The organism is Protofrankia sp. CiP1_Cm_nod4 (genome assembly GCF_982290645.1).
Genome location: NZ_CEVIVC010000040.1, coordinates 17,238 through 35,584, shown reverse-complemented (window position 1 = coordinate 35,584; position 18,347 = coordinate 17,238). Strand labels below are relative to the sequence as shown.

Genomic DNA, 18,347 nt, shown 5'->3' with positions numbered 1-18,347 from the left:
TGGGGCGGGCCGGGCGGCCGGGCCGTCGGCGTCCGAGATCCAGGCGGCGTGGAGCGACCCCAAACAGGCGAACATCATCTACCACGACGCCGAGGCCGGCTCCTACGACGCCAAGTGGTCGATCTCGTTCGACGACCGCTGTATCGACTACGCCCGGGACAGGTTCGTCACCATCGCGGGTAGGGCCGGCTGGCCCTACCCGAACGCCCTGGAGATCGGCGCGGGCACCGGGTTCTTCCTGCTCAACCTGGTGCAGGCCGGGGTGGTCGCCCGCGACGGGGCGCACGTCAGCGACATCAGCCCCGGGATGGTCGCCACCGCCACCCGCAACGCCGCGAGCCTGGGCCTGACGGTGGCGGGCCGGGTCGCCGACGCCGAGTCCGTCCCGTACCCGGACGCGAGTTTCGACCTGGTGGTGGGGCACGCCGTCCTGCACCACATCCCGGACGTCGAGCGGGCGCTGCGGGAGGTGCTGCGGGTGCTGCGGCCGGGTGGGCGGTTCGTGTTCGCGGGGGAGCCGACCCGCTACGGCGACGTGGTGGCCCGCCGGCTGTCGCGGGCGACCTGGTGGGCGACCACCCGGGCGACCAGGCTGCCGATGCTGCGCGGCTGGGCCCGGCCGGCCGGGGAGCTCGCGGCCAGCTCCGCCGCGCACGCCCTGGAGTCCGTGGTGGACCTGCACACCTTCGTCCCGGCGGAGCTGGCCGCGATGGCGCGCCGGGCCGGCGCGGCCGAGGTGAAGGTGCGCACGGAGGAGCTCACCGCGGCCTGGTTCGGCTGGCCGGTGCGCACCTTCGAGTGCGCCGTCGCCGAGCCGAAGCTCGGCTTCGGCTACCGGATGCGCGTCTACCGGACCTGGCAGCGCCTTGCCGCCTTCGACGCCCGGTACGCTTCCCGGGTGGTGCCCGCGGGCCTTTTCTACAATGCTCTCGTCACCGGTGTCCGGGCACCGGACGGGCGTCTGTGAGAATACTCGGCCGCCGCCGGTACGGGGATCCCCGGCAGGGGCGTTTCCTGACGTTCTCCACGGTGCGCTGGATCGCCCGCCACCGGGCCTGGACGCCTTTCTACCTGCGCCGGTACTGGCGGTTCGCGCTGTTTCGGCTGCGATATCCGCAGGTGGTGACGGAGGGTTTCGTTTTTCTCGGGAAGAACGTGGCCGTCGAGGGGCGCCCCGGTTACGGGCGGATCGTGCTGGGCCGCTGGGTGCACCTCGGCGACAACAGCCGGATCCGTTGCCACGAGGGGAACCTGCGTATCGGCGACAAATGCGTCCTCGGCCGGAACGGCACCATCAACTGTTATCTCGACGTCGAAATCGGCGCAAAATCAATGATCGCGGACGATGTGTACATCATAGATTTCGACCACGTGTTCGACGACATTCACGTGCCCATCAAGGACCAGGGCATCGTGAAGTCCCCGGTGCGGATCGGCGCGGACGTGTGGATCGGCACCAAGGTCACCGTGCTGCGCGGGAGCCGTGTCGGTTCGGGGTCGGTGGTCGCCGCGGGCGCCGTGGTGAACGCCGACATCGCGCCGATGTCGGTCGCGGTGGGTGTCCCCGTCCGCGTCGTGCGTAACCGGATGGCGGACTATCAGGCGGCCGAGGCGAAGCGGGCGGCCCTGGCCGACATCGCCCGCAAGACGGCCGCGGCCGCCGCCGAGGTCGTCGCGGCCCGCGCCGAGGCCGGTCGTCCCCGTCAGGGGTGACCCGCCCTGGTGACCGTCGGACCGGCGGCCGGCCCGGTGGCGGATCCGGCGATCGGCATAATGATCGACAGGACGGCCGACATCATGTCGGGAAGTCGACTTCGTCACCACCGGGGGCGGGGCTTTCGCGGCCTTCCGGCGGGCTCTATTATGTCGTCTGACGTCCCGCTTCGATCGACAATATGACGATCAGCCGGCATGGCGGTCGACATGGCGGTCGACAAAGTGGCCGACAACAGCAGCCCGAGCGGGTGTCCCGAGAGGTTGAGGATGGCCGAAGCCGACGACATCGTAAACATCCGGAAGCTGCCGGTGGATTTCACCAAAACGATCCGACAGGTTGCCGACCGGCCAGAAAAAAGCGGGCGTGTCCGGTTGCCGGGGCTCGACCCCGACGCCTTTCGGCATCCTCTCGACCGGCGGGCCACCCGTACGCTGCAGCGGATTCCCGGGTTCGACCGGGCGGTGGCGAAATACATCGAATGGGGCGTGGAGCGCGGCCACTACGTGGAGCACACGGCGTCCAGCGTGAAAGTGGGGCCGAACCAGCTCCCGGAGATCTACGCGATCCTGCGCGAGGCGTGCGCGATCCTGGACGTCCCGGAGCCCGAGCTCTACGTCCGGCGCGGCCCGGTCGACGCCTACACCGCCGGGCACACCCGCCCCTACGTGGTGCTGTTCACCGACCTGCTCGACATCATGGACACCGACGAGCTGCTGGCCGTGATCGCGCACGAGCTCGGCCACGTCAAGTGCGGCCACATCCTCTACGGGACGATGGCCCGCATCGTCGGCGGCGCCATGGGCGCGGGGGTGGCCCGCGGGGCGGGCGCCGTCATCGGCAACGCCGCATCCTTCGGGCTGGGCGCGGGCCTGGCGGCCTGGGCCCGCAAGGCGGAGCTGACCGCCGACCGGGCGGCCATGCTCGCCGTCCAGGATCCCGGCCCGTGTGTCCGGATGATGATGAAGCTCGCCGGCGGCGCGGCCCGCTGGCTGGACCAGATGAACCCCGACGCCTTCCTCGAGCAGGCCCGGATGCTCGACGACATGGTCGAGCAGAGCCCCCTCGCCTGGTTGCACCGGCTGCGGATCCGCGCCACCGGAACCCACCCGCTCGCGGTCGAGCGTGCCCGCTACTTCGACGAGTGGCTGCACGAGGACGAGCCCCGGAAGATCCTGGAGGGCATCTACGCCGTGCGGGCCGGCAGCCGGCACTGCCTGACCTGCGCGACACCGCCGCGTCCGACCGAGAACTTCTGCGCGTCCTGCGGCACCGGTCTCGCCGTCTGGACGGCCGCCGGCTGACCCGGCCCGGCCGGACGCTTCACCGCACGCCGGGGGGCTGGCGCACGCCGGGGGCTCAGCGCAGGGCGAGGTCGACCACGAGCGGCCGGTGGTCGCTGCCGATCTCGTCGCCCACCTGGTAGCCGGTGACGGCGAACCGCGGCGACGCCAGCACGTGGTCGATCCGCAGCAGCGGTGGCAGCACCAGATGGTTGGCGTTCCAGGTCGGGGCCCAGCCGGCGTGGGCCACGTCGTGGGCGTCCCGCAGCCGCTCGTCGAGCAGGCGCGCGAACGGCCGGTGGTCGCGGGTGGCGTTGAAGTCACCGGCGAGCACCACCGGGACGCGGGCCAGGGCGGCCTCCGCCCGCAGGGTGTCGAGCTGCTGCCGCCACCGGGTGGCGTACTCGCGGCTCGTCGGTGACACCGTGTGGACGGCGAAGAGCCGGAACTGCCGGGTGGCGTCCACCCGGACCGTCATGCGCAGCGACGGCAGGTCACCGACCAGCGGCAGCTCCGCCTGGACGAGCGGGAACCGGGAGAACACCGCCACCCCGAACGGATCCGGCCGGGGATGCGCCTCCCGGTAGGCGTAGCCGGCCAGCGCGCCGGACTTCGTCACCGCGTCCAGGGTGAGCGGGGTGACCTCCTCCAGCACGACGATGTCGGGCCGGAGGCGGGTGATCTGGGCACCGAGCCGCCCGGCGTCGCCGTTGGTGTACAGCAGGTTGGACGTCATGATCCGCACCTTCGCCGCGTCGGCGGGGACGGCCTCGGGCTTCCCCGGCCACAGCTCGGGCACGGTGAAGGCCAGATGGGCGATGACGGCCAGCAGCGAGACGATCAGCAGCCGGTTGCGCCGCAGCGCGAAGGCGGCCGCCAGCGCCATGTAGGCGGGCAGGTACTCGACCGGGGCGAACGCGTTGATCCCCGAGTACGGCCAGCTCAGCGCGTCGTCCAGATGGAGCAGCCGGCCCGCGGTGATGATCACGAGCGTCCCGGCGACCACCCAGGAAAGAAAGATCGTCAGGGTGCGTGGCGGTATCACGGCGGTGGCGCGGCCCTTCGCCCCCGGCCGCTCCGGTTCGCCAGGGAACACGGGCAGGTCGGAACCGCTCTCCGGATGCGGGGAGGTCATGACAACAGGTTGCCGGTAGGGACAGCCGCCGCGGCCACCAGGGTCGGACGCGGATCCGACAGTGGGCCCAACCACACCCCAGCACCGCGGCCGACCGCATGGTGCCAGCACGGCCGGCTTCCGCGCCCTTCCCGCCGCCGGCGTGACAGCGGCAGGCATCTCCATGGCAGGAGTGTGAGAGCCGAGGTGTGGGCGGGGCGCACGACGCGGAAGTGACGGTGGTCGAGAGTGGCTACCTGGTCTGTTCCGAGTCGTTCGCTGAGAGCGATGACGCTGGCATCGGTGCCGCCGAGTGGGAGGCCGCGGTATCGACCGGCGAGTTCCCGGATGCGGGTCCAGTCGGTATGGGTGAGGGTCTCGACGGTGAGGGCATCGTCGATGATGGCGGTGTAGAGGGCAAGCTCCGCCGTAGGGCCGAGTTCGCGATTGATCAGATAGGCCGCTTCGGCGATCACGAGGGGCGAGGTGACGAGCGGGCTGTCTGTTCGCTCGAGGAGCTGCGCGCAGGCGGTGTGGTGGGGGTCGTTGCGGTCCGCGGCCGCGACGATGACTCCGGTGTCGACGAGCAGCACCCCTGGTGTCAGTCCCGCCCGAAGCCGTCGGCCAGAAGCTCGTCGATGCGAGGGGTGATGCCCGAGTGGGATGCGCCTACGCCGACGAAGGCGAGCCTGCGGCGGGCCGAGGTCTCAGCCGGAGGGAGCTGGGCGGCGAGGTCGGCGATGACGTCGACGACATGGGTGCCACGCCGTTCGGCCTCGGCGGTGAGGCGGCGGACGAGCTCGTCGGGCAGGTCGAGCGTGATGCTCATGCGCCGATTCTACGTCCCCAGGGCTGTTGATCTGGTTCGTCCAAGTAGCCCTCGCGGTGGATCCGCGGTGGCATGTAACCGGCTCAGGCCCATGGTTGTCGAGCTGGGTTGATCATCAGGGGCGGGGGCTTCTGTCCGCATCGCGTTCTACAGCTCCACAGCCCGGTCAGGCTCTGGTGAGCTGGCGGGCGTCCAGGGCTGGGAAGGGGTGGTCCAGGGTGTGGTAGTGGCGGGCGAGCCTGGTGGCGGCGAGGCGGTCGCCGGCCTGGACGGCGTCGGCCAGCGCGTCGAAACGTCCCGCGTGCGTGTAGGCCCGGGATCTGGCGTAGTCCGCGGCGCTGTCGTGGGTGACGCAGAACGCCCAGTCGCTGGCGCCGGTGAGGAACGCCTCCCGGGCCAGCTGGTCGAGGACGTCGTCACGCCGGGCCGGGTGGGCGGCGGCGGTCACGACCTCGACCAGCCGGCCGTTCACCTCGGCGGCGAGCTTGGTCAGGTCGGTCACGTCCGCCCAGACGTGGAAGTCCTTGCCGAGCCCCCAGGAGCCCGCCGGCAGGTCGCGGGCGCCCTCGACGTGCCCGGCCGCGGCCGCCCGCGACAGCGTCGTCACCTGGATGCCGGCGTCGGGCAGCAGCGTGAGCAGCGCCTCCAGGAACGCCGGCCCCTCGTGCCAGTGGTGGCCGAACAGTTCGGTGTCGAAGGCGCACACGACCAGCGCGCGGCGGCCGCCCCTGGCCTCGGCCAGCTCGGTCAGCCGCCGCCGCAGCACACCGACGAAGCGCGCGGCGTCGTCGGCGGCGGCCCGGCGGGCGGCGGCGGGCTCGTAGGGCGCCTTGCGCCCGGGGGGCGTGTCCACCGAGGTCACCCGGGCCACCCGCAGGCCGCTGCCGTGGTCGAAGGTGTGGAAGTCGCGGTACCACCCGCCCCCGGGATAGCCGGCGGTGGGCGACCACACCTCATAGGAGACGCCGAGGTCGCGGGGGAAGGCCAGCACCCCGCTGCCGGCGACGTCGTAGGCGCCGGCGGTCTCACCGCCGACGGTCGGGCCGTCCACCACGAAGTGGGTCACGCCCGCGGCGGCGTAGTGGCGTTCCAGCCCCGGCCGGTAGGCGCACTCCGGGGCCCAGATCCCGCCGGGCCGGGTGCCGAGACGCAGGGCCGCGTCGTCGAGGCCGGCGCCGAGCTGGGCCAGGACGATCCGCTCGTCCAGCAGCGGCAGCACCGGATGGGACGCCGGCCCGCCGAGCAGTTCGACGACCCCGGCGTCGGCCAGGCGGCGCAGCAGCGGTGACGCCCCGTGCCGCCAGCGGCCCTCGACGGCGTGCCGGGCGGCGGTGGCCAGCGCGCCCTCGTAGCCCGCGCCGGGCACGCCGTCCACCAGCGCGCCCTGTGTCCGAAGCTGCCAGTCCGCCGTCCATCTGGCCAGTTCGGACAGGCAGTACGGGTCGTCCAGCATGGCGGCCAGCACGGGTGTGACACCGAGGGTGAGCACGTCGTGGTGGCCGGCGTCGGCGAGGCGTTCGAGCAGGTCGACCAGGGGCAGGTAGGCGCCGGTCCACGCCTGGTACAGCCATTCCTCGCCGACCGGCCACGCGCCGGCGTGCGCGACCCACGGCAGATGGCTGTGCAGCACCAGACAGAACGTCCCGACCGGCGCGGCCGGCGTCCGGGCAGGCTGGCTCATGGCCGGCGGTAGGCGACCACGGCCAGGTCGAGGCTGGCGGTGATCGGGGTGTCGGCGGTGTCCGGGTGCAGGGCGAAGTCGTCGATGCCGGTACGGCGGACCCGCTCGGCCAGCGCGGCGGACCACTGCGGGTAGGGGCGGGCGAGCTGGGCGTCCACGATCGCGCCGTTGCGGCGCTCCCACGCCCGCAGCCGTGGCGCGTGCCACACGCCCCACCGGCGGGTGACCACGAAATGCTCCTCGAGGAGGGCCGTGAGCTCGTCCGGGGCCAGCTCCCGGGTGTGGTACGGATTCGCGGGGGTGTCGAGCCCCGGGGAGAAGGTCAGCCGGTTCGGGGTCGTCAGCACCAGCGTCCCAGCCGGGCGCAGCACCCGGGCGCACTCGGCCAGGAACGCCTCCTGATCGTGGAGATGCTCGATGACCTGCAGGTTCGCGATGACCTCGGCGGTGGCGTCGGCGAACGGCAGCCGCTGGAGATCGGCACGGACGGGGATGGTGGCGGGATAGGCGCGCCGGACGTGCTCGACGACGTCGGCGTCGGCGTCGACCGCGACGACCCGGGAGGCCGACCTCGCCAGCATCGCCGCGCCGTACCCCTCACCGCAGCCCGCCTCGACGACCACGGCCCCGGTGGTGAAGGGCGCGAACGCGGCGTAGGCCGCCTCATGCCGTTTGAACCAGTACCGCTCGAACCACACCCCCGGCACGGTCCGCTCCCCGAAGACCGCCCAGGCAAGCAGCGTGTTCTGATCGTCGGACGTGGGGTCGGCCTCGACGCCCTGGTGGGGCCCGTCGTCGTGGCGAGCCTCGACGTCGCGGCGGGGTTCAGCGGTGCGCTGGGGCTCAGCGGTGTGGCGGGGCGTCGTCGCCGGCTCATGCCTGACCATGAAACCCGACCTTACGCACTGGTAACCACTACGTGTCGACGACCCCCCACGCACAGCAAAAGGTGTGATGTATATGACGCATTGCAGGAACAATATGGAGATGTAACGCGCCCGGATGCCGCCGCGCGCCCGCGTGGCCCGCTACCGGGCCCGGTCGCCACGCGGAACGCGGTCGTCTGCGATGCCCGGCCGTACGGCCGGCGCCGGTCAAGCGGTGGGCGCTGGCCGTACGGCCGGTGGTGACCGCGCGGGGGAGGCGGGTCAGACGGAGACGGCTGTCGCCGCCACCTTGGTGGGGCGGTCGGGACGGGCCACCAGGGGGGCGGCGTGTTGGCGCCACTCGCGGACGGCGACGATGCCGCCGTGTCGGCTCAGTTCGCGGTCGAGTTCGCGCAGTTTCTCGGTGATCCGGACGGAGTCGAGGGTGCTTGCCAGGTCGACCGCGCGGCGTCCGGCGTCCAGGGCGGCCTCGACGTCCGGGCCGGACCGGCGCAGGTAGGACAGGGCGAGATCCGCCTCGGCGTAGCTGCGGGTGCGGGTGCGGGACGGGAGCTGCCGGGCGCGGGACTCCAGCAGCAGGGGCTCGGCCCGCCGGGCCCGCCCGAGCAGCATGAAGCAGTGGCCCTTGCACTCGGCGATGTCCGCTTCGTTGTAGTGCGCGGACCACGCCGGGCCGTCGCCGCCGTCGGCCCGGTCGAGCGCGGCGTCCATGGCGGACAGCGCCTTGCCGCAGCCGGCCTCGTCGCCGTTGCGGGCCAGGGCCCAGGCGTGCCTGTCGTGCAGCATCACCTGTACCGAGCCGGACGCGACGGTGCGGGAGCGGTCGAGGGCGGCCCTGGCCAGGGCGAGGCTCTGGCGGAGCTGCCCGAGGCACCCGGCCTGGTCGCTCATGACGGAGAGGATCCGGCTGGCCAGCATGGCGTCCCCGGCGTGTTCGGCGAGGCCGAGCGCCTGTATATAGTAGCGTTGTGCCAGTGACTGACGGTCGCAGTCCTGGGCGAGCCAGCCGCTGAACTGGGTCAGCTCGGCCAGCGCGCCGAAGAGGTCGGGGGTGTGCCGGGCCTCCAGCGCGGTCCTGGCCCGGTCGTGTAGGAAGGCGACTACCTGTCCGCGGATCTCGCCGCTGCCGTAGCGGGCGTCGAGTTTGCGGAAGGTGTCGGTCATGTCCCTGATCATCATTGCGGTCGGGGCGGGGGCCGGGGCGGCGTCGTCGACCGTTCTGACGACGCCGGTGAGGCTGGCCAGCACCGAGTCCGCGAAAGCGCTCGCTACGAACGCGCTTCCGTCCTGCAAGAGATCTCGCCTGCGCATGTCGCGTCCTGAAAGTCCGGCGATGGTTCCAAGGGTGCCCGCGGGCTGCTCGGCCACGGTGAGCCCGAAGTCGTCCCCGCGGAATGTCTCACCCCGCCAGCCGAGGTCGGTCGGGGTGATCTGGTAGCCCACCAGCGCCGACATCTCGGCGGCGGCGAGCTCGGCCACCATGGGGTCGCGGGGGCGCATGCCGCGGCGCCAGTGGCCCACTGTGGTCCGTGCCAGCGCGAGCTCGATCCGGCGGTGTCGCCGTGCGCGCTCGTTGACCTGTCGGGCGAAGCGGGTGTCGGAGATCGAGATCTCGGCGAGTAGACGTGCGAACAGTGTCGGGCGGGATCCATCTTTGTCCGATACAGGGTCATTATCCCGAACGAAGCCGATCAGTTCCGGTTTTCTGTTCATTGTGCCCTCGTGGCTCGTATGATTACTTTTCGTGACGGCATGGTGTTTTTGAGGCTCAGGACAGAAAGTAGTGATCCGATCACGGTGCTGGAAGGGGCTGTGCAGAAGTCGGCCCGAATGCACACGCGGGTGCCTTCCGGTGGCAACGTGGACGGGGCATGGTTCGGAGCGCGCCGGCGATCATTGGGCGTGACAACGTTGCCGGTGCGACCATGTCAGGAACAAGCAGACCGATAAAAGTGGCTACGGAGGCCTCGAGGCGTGGTGAACATCGTCGTTACTGTCAAGCAGGTGCCGGACACCTGGGCAGAGAAGAAGCTTGACCCGGTTACCCGGACGATCGATCGCAAAAGTGTGGACAACGTCATAAACGAGATGGACGAGTACGGTGTCGAGGAGGCCCTGAAGATCAAGGAAGCCCATGGTGGCGAGGTGACAGTGGTCACCCTGGGCCCGCAGAAGGCCGTCGAGACCATCCGCAAGGCGCTGTCGATGGGTGCGGACAAGGCCGTGCACATCACCGACGAGCAGCTGGCCGGCTCCGACGCGCTGCAGACGTCCGCCGCGCTCGCGAAAGTTATTTCCACGCTGTCGCCCGACATCGTCATCACCGCCGCCGAGGCCTCCGACGCCCGCGGCGGTGTGCTGGGGGCCCTGCTCGCCGAGCAGCTCGGGCTCCCGCAGCTCACCCAGGCCCGCAAGGTGACCGTCGACCCGGGGGCGGGCACCGTTCGTATCGAGCGCCAGGCCGACAATGGCTACGCTCTGGTGGAAGCGTCCATACCGGCGGTCGTCGGTGTCGTCGAGAAAATCAACCAGCCGCGCTACCCGTCGTTCAAGGGGATCATGGCGGCCAAGAAGAAGCCGCTGACCACCGTGTCCGTCGCCGACGCCGGCCTGGATCCCGCCACGGTCGGGCTCGCCAACGCCGGGTCGGCGGTGGTGGACGCCCAGCCGGCGCCGCCCCGCCAGACCGGGACGATCGTCAAGGACGAGGGCGACGGCGGTACGAAGGCCGCCGAGTTCCTCGTCGCGCAGAAGCTGATCTGAGGGGTCCTTATCCAATGGCTGAGGTTCTGGTACTCGTCGAGCACGCGGACGGCGAGCCGAAGAAGGTCACTGCCGAGCTGCTGACGCTCGCCCGGTCACTGGGCGAGGCGTCCGCGGTCTTCCTCGGCGCTCCCGGCACGTACGCCAAGATCAAGGATTTCCTGGCGGAGTACGGGGCGTCGAAGGTGTACGTCGTCGAGTCCGACGACGTCGTCGACTATGTGGTGGCGCCGGTGGCCGAGGTGCTGGCCAAGCTGGTGACCGACGTCGCACCCGCGGCGGTCCTCACGGCCGCCACCGCGGAGGCGCGGGAGGCCGCCGCGCGCACGGCCGCGAAGACCGGGTCCGGCCTGCTCTGGGACGCGGTCGCCGTCGCGGCGGACCTGACCGCGACCCAGGGCATCTTCGGTGGCTCCACGATCGTCACCTCGAAGGTCACCAAGGGGACGCCGATCCTCGTGGTGCGGCCGAACACCACCGCCCCCGAGGCCGCGCCGACCACCCCGGTGACGCAGAACGTCGACATCACGATCTCGGACGCCGCGAAGTCGGCGAAGATCCTCGACCGGGTGGTCGAGGCCAAGTCGGGCCGTCCCGACCTCACCGAGGCGCAGATCGTGGTCTCCGGCGGCCGTGGCCTCGGCGCCGCCGAGCACTTCGTGCTGGTCGAGAAGCTGGCCGACAGCCTCGGCGCCGCGGTGGGCGCGTCCCGGGCGGCGACCGACGCCGGCTGGTACCCCCACCAGCAGCAGGTCGGCCAGACCGGCAAGACCGTGTCGCCGCAGCTCTACGTCGCGGTCGGCATCTCCGGTGCGATCCAGCACCGGGCCGGGATGCAGACGTCCAAGACGATCGTCGCGATCAACAAGGACCCGGAGGCGCCCATCTTCGAGTTCGCCGACTACGGCATCGTGGGTGACCTGTTCAACGTCGTCCCGCAGCTCACCGAGGCGATCGAGAAGCGCAAGGGGTAGCCGGGCCGCCGCTGTGCGGCATCGTGTCCGCGGACGTCCGGTCGCTGTTCTTCCGCGGACGTCTGACGGCCGGATGTTCCCTCCCTCCCGAGGAACGTCCGGCCGTCGCCGTACGCCTGGCGTGGGCGGCCGGCCGCCAGCCGGAACCGTTCCGAGGACGGCCTGGCGGACCGCCCGTCGGGTACGGGCCCCTACGCCCGGTGGTGCGGTAGGGGTCCGGGCGGCTCGGGCCCCTGTCCGATCCTGTTCCCTGTTCCCTGGGTGCGGCTTCGGGCGATACTGGCCCGGCCTCACTGGCCCGGCGTCCGGTGGGTGACGCTCGGTGGGTGTTGTGGATTCTGTGGGTGTTTCCTGGCTGGAACGCCCTCTTGCCGTCTTCCGTTGTTGCTCCGGCCGGACGGCTTCGCAAAATAACGATCATGTCGGGGTCTGGACTCCCGGCCTATTGTGTGGGCATCCTAATATCTGCCCGTCCAACTATTGGACGGGAAAGTGTGCCCGCCGTTGGTCCGGAGGTTTCGAGGATGGGCGTAGCCAGTCAGTCACCCCTGCACGTCCCGCAGCATCCGGTGCGGGTCGTCACCGTGGCCTCCCTGTTCGACGGCCACGACGCGGCGATCAACATCATGCGCAGGATCCTGCAGTCCCAGGGCGTCGAAGTGATCCACCTCGGCCACGACCGCGGTGTGGAGGAGGTGGTCACGGCCGCGATCCAGGAGGACGCCCAGGCGGTGGCACTGTCGTCCTACCAGGGCGGGCACGTCGAGTACTTCAGCTATCTGGTCCAGCGGCTGCGTGAGCGCGGCGCCGGCCACATCCGGGTGTACGGCGGGGGAGGGGGTGTCATCGTCCCCGACGAGATCGCCCTGCTGCACTCCCGCGGGGTCGCCCGGATCTTCTCGCCGCAGGACGGGCAGCGGCTCGGGCTGCCAGGGATGATCAACATCATTGTCACCGAGTGCGACACCGACCTGACCGCCGACCTGCCGTCGGTGCCGGCAATCGCAGCCGGTGACCAGGGCGCGCTCGCCCGGGCGATCACCGTGTTGCAGGGCGGCGCCTCGCCCGAACTCGCGCGCCAGGTGCGCCAGGCGGCCCGGCCCGGAATCCCGGTGCTGGGCATCACGGGCACGGGCGGATCCGGCAAGTCCTCGCTGACCGACGAGCTGCTGCGCCGGCTGCGCCTCGACCAACAGGACAAGCTGCGCGCCGCCGTGATCGCGGTGGACCCGACCCGCCGCCGCGCCGGCGGCGCACTGCTCGGCGACCGCATCCGGATGAACGTGCTCGGGGACAGCGACGGCCCGTCCAGGATCTTCTTCCGCTCCCTGGCGACCCGGGGTGCCGGCAGCGAGCTGCCCGAACGGATCGGCGACGTGATCGCGGCCTGCCAGGCCGCCGGCTACGACCTGGTCGTGGTCGAGACGCCGGGCATCGGCCAGGGCGACACCGGGATCGTCGACCTGGTGGACGTCTCGCTGTACGTGATGACGCCCGAGTACGGCGCCGCGTCCCAGCTTGAGAAGATCGACATGCTGGACTTCGCCGACGTGGTGGCGATCAACAAGTTCGAGCGGCCCGGGGCCGAGGACGCCCGCCGCGACGTCGGCCGTCAGCTGGTACGCAACCGGGAGGCCTTCGGCTCCTCCTGGGAGGACATGCCGGTGTTCGGGACGAGCGCGGCCCGGTTCAACGACGACGGGGTCACCGCGCTCTACCAGCACCTGATCTCGTTGCTCGCGGCCAAGGGGCTGCCGCTGGCCGCCGGTACGCTGCCGCGGGTGTCGGTCAAGGCGTCCTCGGGGCTGACGAGGGTGCTCCCGGCGTCCCGCGTCCGCTACCTGGCGGAGATCGCCGAGACCGTGCGCTCCTACCACCGGCACAGCACCGAGCAGGTCGAGGCGGCCCGCCGGCGCCAGCACCTGCGCACCGCGCACCAGGAGCTCGCCGCCGCCGGCGACCGGTACGCGGGGCTCGACGCCCTGCTCGAGGGTGCCGAGAAGGGCCTGGATCCCAGCGTGCGCGAGCAGCTGGACGCCTGGCCGGCGACGGTGGCGGAGTACTCCGGCGAGGAGCTCGTCTACACGGTGCGCGGCAAGGAGATCCACACGCCGCTGCGCCGCACGACGCTGTCGGGCACCTCGATACCCCGGGTGGCGCTGCCCCGCACCGGCGACGACGGTGATCTCGTGCGCTTCCTGCGCGCGGAGAACCTGCCCGGCCGGTTCCCGTTCACCGCCGGGGTGTTCCCGTTCAAGCGGGTCGGCGAGGCGCCGGCGCGGATGTTCGCCGGCGAGGGCGACCCGTTCCGCACCAACCGGCGGTTCCACTACCTCTCCCGGGGCTCGGAGGCCACCCGGCTGTCCACGGCGTTCGACTCGGTCACGCTCTACGGCCGGGACCCGGCGCCCCGCCCCGACATCTACGGCAAGATCGGCACGTCCGGGGTCTCGATCGCGACCCTGGACGACATGAAGGAGCTCTACGCCGGCTTCGACCTGTGCTCGCCGACGACGAGCGTCTCCATGACGATCAACGGGCCGGCTCCCGCGATCCTCGCGATGTTCCTCAATGTCGCCATCGACCAGCAGCTGGAGCGGTCCGCCGCCACCGAGGGCCGCGAGCCCACCCCGGCCGAGGCCGCCGAGGTGCGGGCCAGGGCGCTGTCGACCGTGCGCGGCACCGTGCAGGCCGACATCCTCAAGGAGGACCAGGGGCAGAACACCTGCATCTTCTCCACCGAGTTCGCCCTGCGCTGCATGGCCGACGTGCAGGAATGGTTCATCGGCCACAGCGTCCGCAACTTCTACTCCGTGTCGATCTCCGGCTACCACATCGCGGAGGCCGGGGCGAACCCGATCAGCCAGGTCGCCTTCACCCTGGCCAACGGCTTCACCTACGTCGAGGCGTACCTCGCCCGCGGCATGGACATCAACGACTTCGCGCCGAACCTGTCGTTCTTCTTCTCCAACGGTCTGGACGCGGAGTACAGTGTCATCGGCCGGGTAGCCCGGCGGATCTGGGCGGTCGCTCTGCGTGAGCGCTACGGTGCCGCCGAGCGGTCGCAGAAGCTCAAGTACCACGTCCAGACCTCCGGCCGTTCCCTGCACGCGCAGGAGATGGACTTCAACGACATCCGCACGACACTGCAGGCCCTGTGCGCCATCTACGACAACTGCAACAGCCTGCACACCAACGCCTACGATGAGGCGGTGACCACCCCGACCGAGCACTCCGTCCGCCGGGCGCTGGCCATCCAGATGATCATTGACAAGGAGTGGGGGCTGACCGGCAACGAGAACCCGCTCCAGGGCTCCCACATCGTCGAGGAGCTCACCGACCTCGTGGAGGAGGCCGTCCTCGCCGAGTTCGAGCGGATCTCCGAGCGCGGCGGTGTGCTCGGCGCGATGGAGACCGGCTACCAGCGCGGCCGTATCCAGGACGAGTCCATGCTCTACGAGCAGCGCAAGCACGACGGCAGCCTGCCGATCATCGGGGTGAACACGTTCCTCGACCCCGACGCGGAGGACAGCGTGCAGGGCCCCATCGAGCTCGCCCGAGCCACGGAGGAGGAGAAGGTCTCGCAGCTCGAGCGCCTCGCCGACTTCCAGGCCCGGCACGCCGAGGAGGCCCCCGAGGTGCTGCGCCGGCTGCGCGAGGCCGCGGCGGCCGGCGAGAACGTCTTCGACGTCCTCATGGAGGCCGTCCGGCACTGCTCGCTCGGCCAGATCAGCGACGCTTTCTTCGAAGTCGGTGGCCGGTACCGTCGTAATGTCTGAAGCAGCCTAGTTTCCCAGCGGCCCTGGCTGGCCAGGGCCGCGCGGTCGTGATTCGCTCGCGTCCGGGGTCCCGCCGGATCCGGTGGGGCCCCGGAGGTGGCAGGTTTCCGACAGGTCCGGGAGGCCCACGTTTCCCAGAGCCCACGGCGGCCCCATGGACCCGCGGCGGCACGGGAAACGAGGCCCGTGTTGTTCCCGGCCGACCGGCCACGTCGTGGAGGAGCCGTCCGACCGTGTCCTTTCCCAAACCCCTGCCGTTCGACCCCATCGAGGAGGCGCGCAAGCAGTGGACAGCGCACGGCTGGGCCGAAGCGGCTGACGGCATGGCGGCCGTCACGTCCGTGATGCGCGCCCAGCAGATCATCCTGGCCCGGGCGGACGAGGTGCTGCGCCCCTTCGAGCTGACCTTCGCCCGCTACGAGCTGCTCGTGCTGCTGCTGTTCAGCCGGGCCGGCTCACTGCCGATGAGCAAGGTCGGCAACCGTCTGCAGGTGCATCCGACGAGCGTGACCAGCGCGGTCGACCGGCTGTCCTCGCAGGGCCTGGTCCGCCGCATCCCGCACCCCACGGACCGGCGCACCACCCTGGCCGAGATCACCGCGGCCGGCCGGGAGGTGGCGACCACGGCCACCGTCGAGCTCAACCGCCGTCTGTTCGCCAGCCCGGGCTTCCCACCCGAGCAGGTCGGCCCGCTCGTCGACATCCTCCGGGACTTCCGCAGCCGCGCCGGCGACTTCTGACCTGCCAGCCCGTCAGCCCACCGGCCTCCAGCAGACCACCGAGCTATCACTTCTGACCGGATGTATCGGACTTGTCGCGATCCATGGTGTCACGTACTGTCACTCTTGGATCTGCTGACAAGCAACATACACAGAGGTGTGTATGTTGATGACCATGGCTGATGTGCGGACCAACATCGTCGTCGACGACGAGTTGATCGAGGAGGCCATGCGCGTCTTCGGAGTGAACACCCGGCGTGAAATCGTCGATCTGGCCTTGCGGCATCTCGTCGGCCGGGCCGACTTCCGGCGCCGGGCCCTGGCCCTGGAAGGCACGGGCTGGGACGCGGACCTGAGCGAGCTCCGCCCGGGTTTCGTGTCGAGTCTCGACAGCGTTTCCCGTGACGACCGGTGATTCTCGTCGATACTTCCGCGTGGATCGAGCTGCTCCGTGGGAGCAAGTCACCGGTCCATCGGCGGCTACGCGATCTGATCGACGAGGACGCCTACCTGGTGACGACGGAGATCGTCCGTTTTGAGGTGTTCGCAGGCGCCCGTTCCCACGAACACCAGCGTGAGCTGCTGGCGTTGCTCGCGTCCCTACCCATCCTTCCTCTGCATGATTCCGGCGATTACGAGAACGCCGCGGCCTTGTACCGATCCGCCCGGCACAGCGGGGTGACGGTCCGGGTGCTCACCGACTGCCTCATCGCGCAGGCGGCCATCAGAGCCGACGCGGGTCTGCTGCATGCCGATCGCGACTTCGACAACCTCGCCCGGATCACCGGCCTGCGGATCGAGCCAGTCGAGTGAACGGCGGCCTCTGCTGGCTCACCCGCCTTCGTACAGGCGGTGGAGGTCTATGAGGACGATGTCGGGGGCGCGGGCTGCGGCGGCGCGCAGGTCGTCGGTGAAGCCGGTGGCGGAGAACAGCAGGAGGCGGGTGCCGGTCACGTCCAGGTTGCCCGTCCGTTCGATGAGCGTGCGGGCGCGTCGCAGCCTGTTCAGATGCTCGAGGCCCAGCTCGACGCCCCATTTGGCCTCGCCGACGGCGACGAGCCGGCGGCGCTCGCCGTCGGCCGGGCCGAGCGCGACGACGTCGAGCTCCATCGCCGCCCGCTGTTCGCGGTCGTGGATGGTGCCGTGGCCGATGTCGCCTATGTCGCCGAGGTCGTCGGTGCCGAGAGCCGCCGGGCCGGCGTACAGCGCCACCCAGGTCCGGCAGATCTCCTCGAAGTCGGGCCCGAGGATCTGGGAGGCGAACGTGGCGCGCCGGCCCGGCCAGGTCCTGGCCGCCTGTCCACGCGCCTCGAGCCGGCCGAAGACCGGCCGCATGACGGCGTGGTAGAAGGCGATCAGCGGCTCGGCGATCCGCCACACCGGACGCCGGTCGCGCAGCAGGTCGTCCGCCTTGACCAGGAAGCCGGCGTCGGTCAGCACGGTCAGCGGGTGCGCGAGGTCGCCCGTCGGCCGGCCGACCGCGTTCGCGATCGCGCCGCGGGTGACAGCGCCGGTGGCCACGGCCGCCAGTACCGAGCTGTACAGGCCGGGGTCACGCAGGTCCGGCTCCTCCGCGAGCAGGTAGCGCGCCTCGCGGAACAGCGGCGAGTTGCGGTTGAGGACCGTTCTGACCACCCAGGCGTCGAAGTCGTCGATGCCGCGCGGGCCGTCCCCGCGAGCGAAGTCCCGGTAGGCCGGCGTCCCGCCCACGACGGCGTGTACCTGCGCCGCGAGCCGGTGGTCGTCGATGCCCCAGAACTCCCGGGCCAGCCGGAAGTCCAGCGAGGGCACGACCAGCTCCAGCGCCGCCCGGCCGCGCAGCGGCGCCGAGCCGGCGAGCAGACGGCCCATGACCGTGAGCGCGGATCCGCACAGGATCAGCCGTGTTCGCGAGCCGGTCCGTTCGGGACGGCGCGGGCCGAACGCCGCCTGGACCACCGAGGGCAGCTGTGGCGAAGCCTTGATCAGATAGGGGAACTCGTCGATGACGACGGTGGTCGGAGCCTGCCGGCCCAGCCCCAGCACGGCGTCGACCGCCTCGGCCCAGGAACCGAACGCCAGCGGCGCCGCGGCGCCGACGTGCTCGGCGAAGCGCGCGCCGAACAGCCGCAGCGAGTCCACAGCGGTCCCTTCGAGCGCCTGGTGGTACAGGCCACCGGTCTGCTCGCACGCCGCCTCGAGCAGGAACGACTTCCCCTGCCGCCGGCGGCCGGTGACCACGCCCAGCGTCGCGCCCGGCGTCGGGTCCTCGCAGAAGCGCGCGAGCGCCGCCCACTCCTCCTCCCGGTCGAACATGTCCACCGGCCGCTCCACCTGCACCACCCATCCCGGCGTCCAAGGCGCCTCCAAAGGCTGGATTCTAGTGTAACCACAATTACATGAAACGTACTTACACTAGAAAGCCACAGGTGGAAGCCATGATCTGAGACTGTGTGCGACCGTCTCTGATCGGATACCGCGCTTTGCCAGATGTGCTTGGCGGGCCGGCGGTGATATTCGGAGGGTGATGGTCCGGTCCAGCCCGCCGCCGTTGGCCGGTCGTCGGCGGTTGGGGCGTCGGGTTGCGGACTGTGGGCGTCGGGCGGGTATCGCCGGCGGGCGCGG

Annotated in this window: 16 protein-coding genes; 9 read left to right on the top strand and 7 right to left on the bottom strand. The window is 70.9% G+C overall.

Annotated features, from left to right (window positions below; translation table 11 throughout):
- From AC5LSR_RS10225 to AC5LSR_RS10215, 3 genes are all read left to right on the top strand, one after another.
- A partial coding sequence (locus AC5LSR_RS10225) for a class I SAM-dependent methyltransferase (protein ID WP_493468383.1) occupies positions 1 to 967 on the top strand: 967 nt, incomplete at its 5' end.
- On the top strand, positions 964 to 1,713 hold the full coding sequence (locus AC5LSR_RS10220) for an acyltransferase (protein WP_250292457.1): 750 nt from the start codon (positions 964 to 966) through the stop codon (positions 1,711 to 1,713). The genes AC5LSR_RS10225 and AC5LSR_RS10220, both read left to right, overlap by 4 nt.
- A 270-nt stretch (positions 1,714 to 1,983) precedes the next feature.
- Entirely contained in the window at positions 1,984 to 3,018 is a 1,035-nt protein-coding gene (locus tag AC5LSR_RS10215) for a M48 family metalloprotease (RefSeq protein ID WP_250292455.1), read from the top strand.
- Between the two features lie 55 nt (positions 3,019 to 3,073).
- On the opposite strand, the gene AC5LSR_RS10210 is transcribed toward AC5LSR_RS10215, so the two are convergent.
- The 6 genes from AC5LSR_RS10210 to AC5LSR_RS10185 all read right to left on the bottom strand — a co-directional run bounded on the left by AC5LSR_RS10210 (position 3,074) and on the right by AC5LSR_RS10185 (position 9,221).
- Positions 3,074 to 4,132 (bottom strand): endonuclease/exonuclease/phosphatase family protein, encoded by a 1,059-nt coding sequence (locus tag AC5LSR_RS10210; protein ID WP_250281119.1) that lies wholly within the window; start codon positions 4,130 to 4,132, stop codon positions 3,074 to 3,076.
- A complete protein-coding gene (locus AC5LSR_RS10205; protein WP_250281116.1) occupies positions 4,129 to 4,704 on the bottom strand; it encodes a type II toxin-antitoxin system VapC family toxin in 576 nt (191 codons plus the stop codon). Before AC5LSR_RS10205 ends, AC5LSR_RS10210 begins: the two co-directional genes overlap by 4 nt.
- A gap of 8 nt (positions 4,705 to 4,712) precedes the next feature.
- Positions 4,713 to 4,940: a hypothetical protein gene (locus tag AC5LSR_RS10200; protein ID WP_250281114.1), complete on the bottom strand. Its 228-nt coding sequence runs from the start codon at positions 4,938 to 4,940 to the stop codon at positions 4,713 to 4,715.
- A gap of 166 nt (positions 4,941 to 5,106) precedes the next feature.
- Entirely contained in the window at positions 5,107 to 6,621 is a 1,515-nt protein-coding gene (locus AC5LSR_RS10195; RefSeq protein ID WP_250281112.1) for a 1,4-alpha-glucan branching protein domain-containing protein, read from the bottom strand.
- A complete protein-coding gene (locus tag AC5LSR_RS10190; protein ID WP_250281111.1) occupies positions 6,618 to 7,508 on the bottom strand; it encodes a class I SAM-dependent methyltransferase in 891 nt (296 codons plus the stop codon). The genes AC5LSR_RS10195 and AC5LSR_RS10190 overlap by 4 nt, the downstream gene beginning before the upstream one ends.
- A gap of 261 nt (positions 7,509 to 7,769) precedes the next feature.
- Entirely contained in the window at positions 7,770 to 9,221 is a 1,452-nt protein-coding gene (locus tag AC5LSR_RS10185; RefSeq protein ID WP_250281110.1) for an NsdA family TPR-like regulatory protein, read from the bottom strand.
- 264 nt (positions 9,222 to 9,485) lie between these two features.
- Between AC5LSR_RS10185 and AC5LSR_RS10180 the strand changes: the two genes are divergently transcribed.
- The 6 genes from AC5LSR_RS10180 (at position 9,486) to vapC (ending at position 16,556) form a co-directional block, all read left to right on the top strand.
- Positions 9,486 to 10,271, top strand: a complete 786-nt coding sequence (locus tag AC5LSR_RS10180; RefSeq protein WP_445548529.1) for an electron transfer flavoprotein subunit beta/FixA family protein — start codon at positions 9,486 to 9,488, stop codon at positions 10,269 to 10,271.
- Positions 10,272 to 10,285: 14 nt separating this feature from the next.
- Complete coding sequence (locus AC5LSR_RS10175; RefSeq protein ID WP_250281105.1) at positions 10,286 to 11,245, top strand: electron transfer flavoprotein subunit alpha/FixB family protein; 960 nt, start codon at positions 10,286 to 10,288, stop codon at positions 11,243 to 11,245.
- 524 nt (positions 11,246 to 11,769) lie between these two features.
- On the top strand, positions 11,770 to 15,024 hold the full coding sequence (gene icmF / locus AC5LSR_RS10170) for a fused isobutyryl-CoA mutase/GTPase IcmF (protein WP_493468382.1): 3,255 nt from the start codon (positions 11,770 to 11,772) through the stop codon (positions 15,022 to 15,024).
- Between the two features lie 233 nt (positions 15,025 to 15,257).
- Positions 15,258 to 15,764 (top strand): MarR family winged helix-turn-helix transcriptional regulator, encoded by a 507-nt coding sequence (locus AC5LSR_RS10165; protein WP_250284866.1) that lies wholly within the window; start codon positions 15,258 to 15,260, stop codon positions 15,762 to 15,764.
- A 148-nt stretch (positions 15,765 to 15,912) separates the two neighbouring features.
- Positions 15,913 to 16,158 carry a type II toxin-antitoxin system VapB family antitoxin gene (locus AC5LSR_RS10160; protein WP_493464782.1) on the top strand — a complete coding sequence of 82 codons (246 nt, stop codon included), beginning with the start codon at positions 15,913 to 15,915 and terminating at the stop codon, positions 16,156 to 16,158.
- Positions 16,155 to 16,556, top strand: coding sequence for a type II toxin-antitoxin system VapC family toxin (gene vapC / locus AC5LSR_RS10155; RefSeq protein ID WP_250284862.1), 402 nt, complete (start codon positions 16,155 to 16,157; stop codon positions 16,554 to 16,556). The genes AC5LSR_RS10160 and vapC overlap by 4 nt, the downstream gene beginning before the upstream one ends.
- Before the next feature lie 18 nt (positions 16,557 to 16,574).
- On the opposite strand, the gene AC5LSR_RS10150 is transcribed toward vapC, so the two are convergent.
- A complete protein-coding gene (locus tag AC5LSR_RS10150; protein ID WP_250284869.1) occupies positions 16,575 to 18,038 on the bottom strand; it encodes an AAA family ATPase in 1,464 nt (487 codons plus the stop codon).
- Between the last annotated feature and the right edge of the window lie 309 nt (positions 18,039 to 18,347).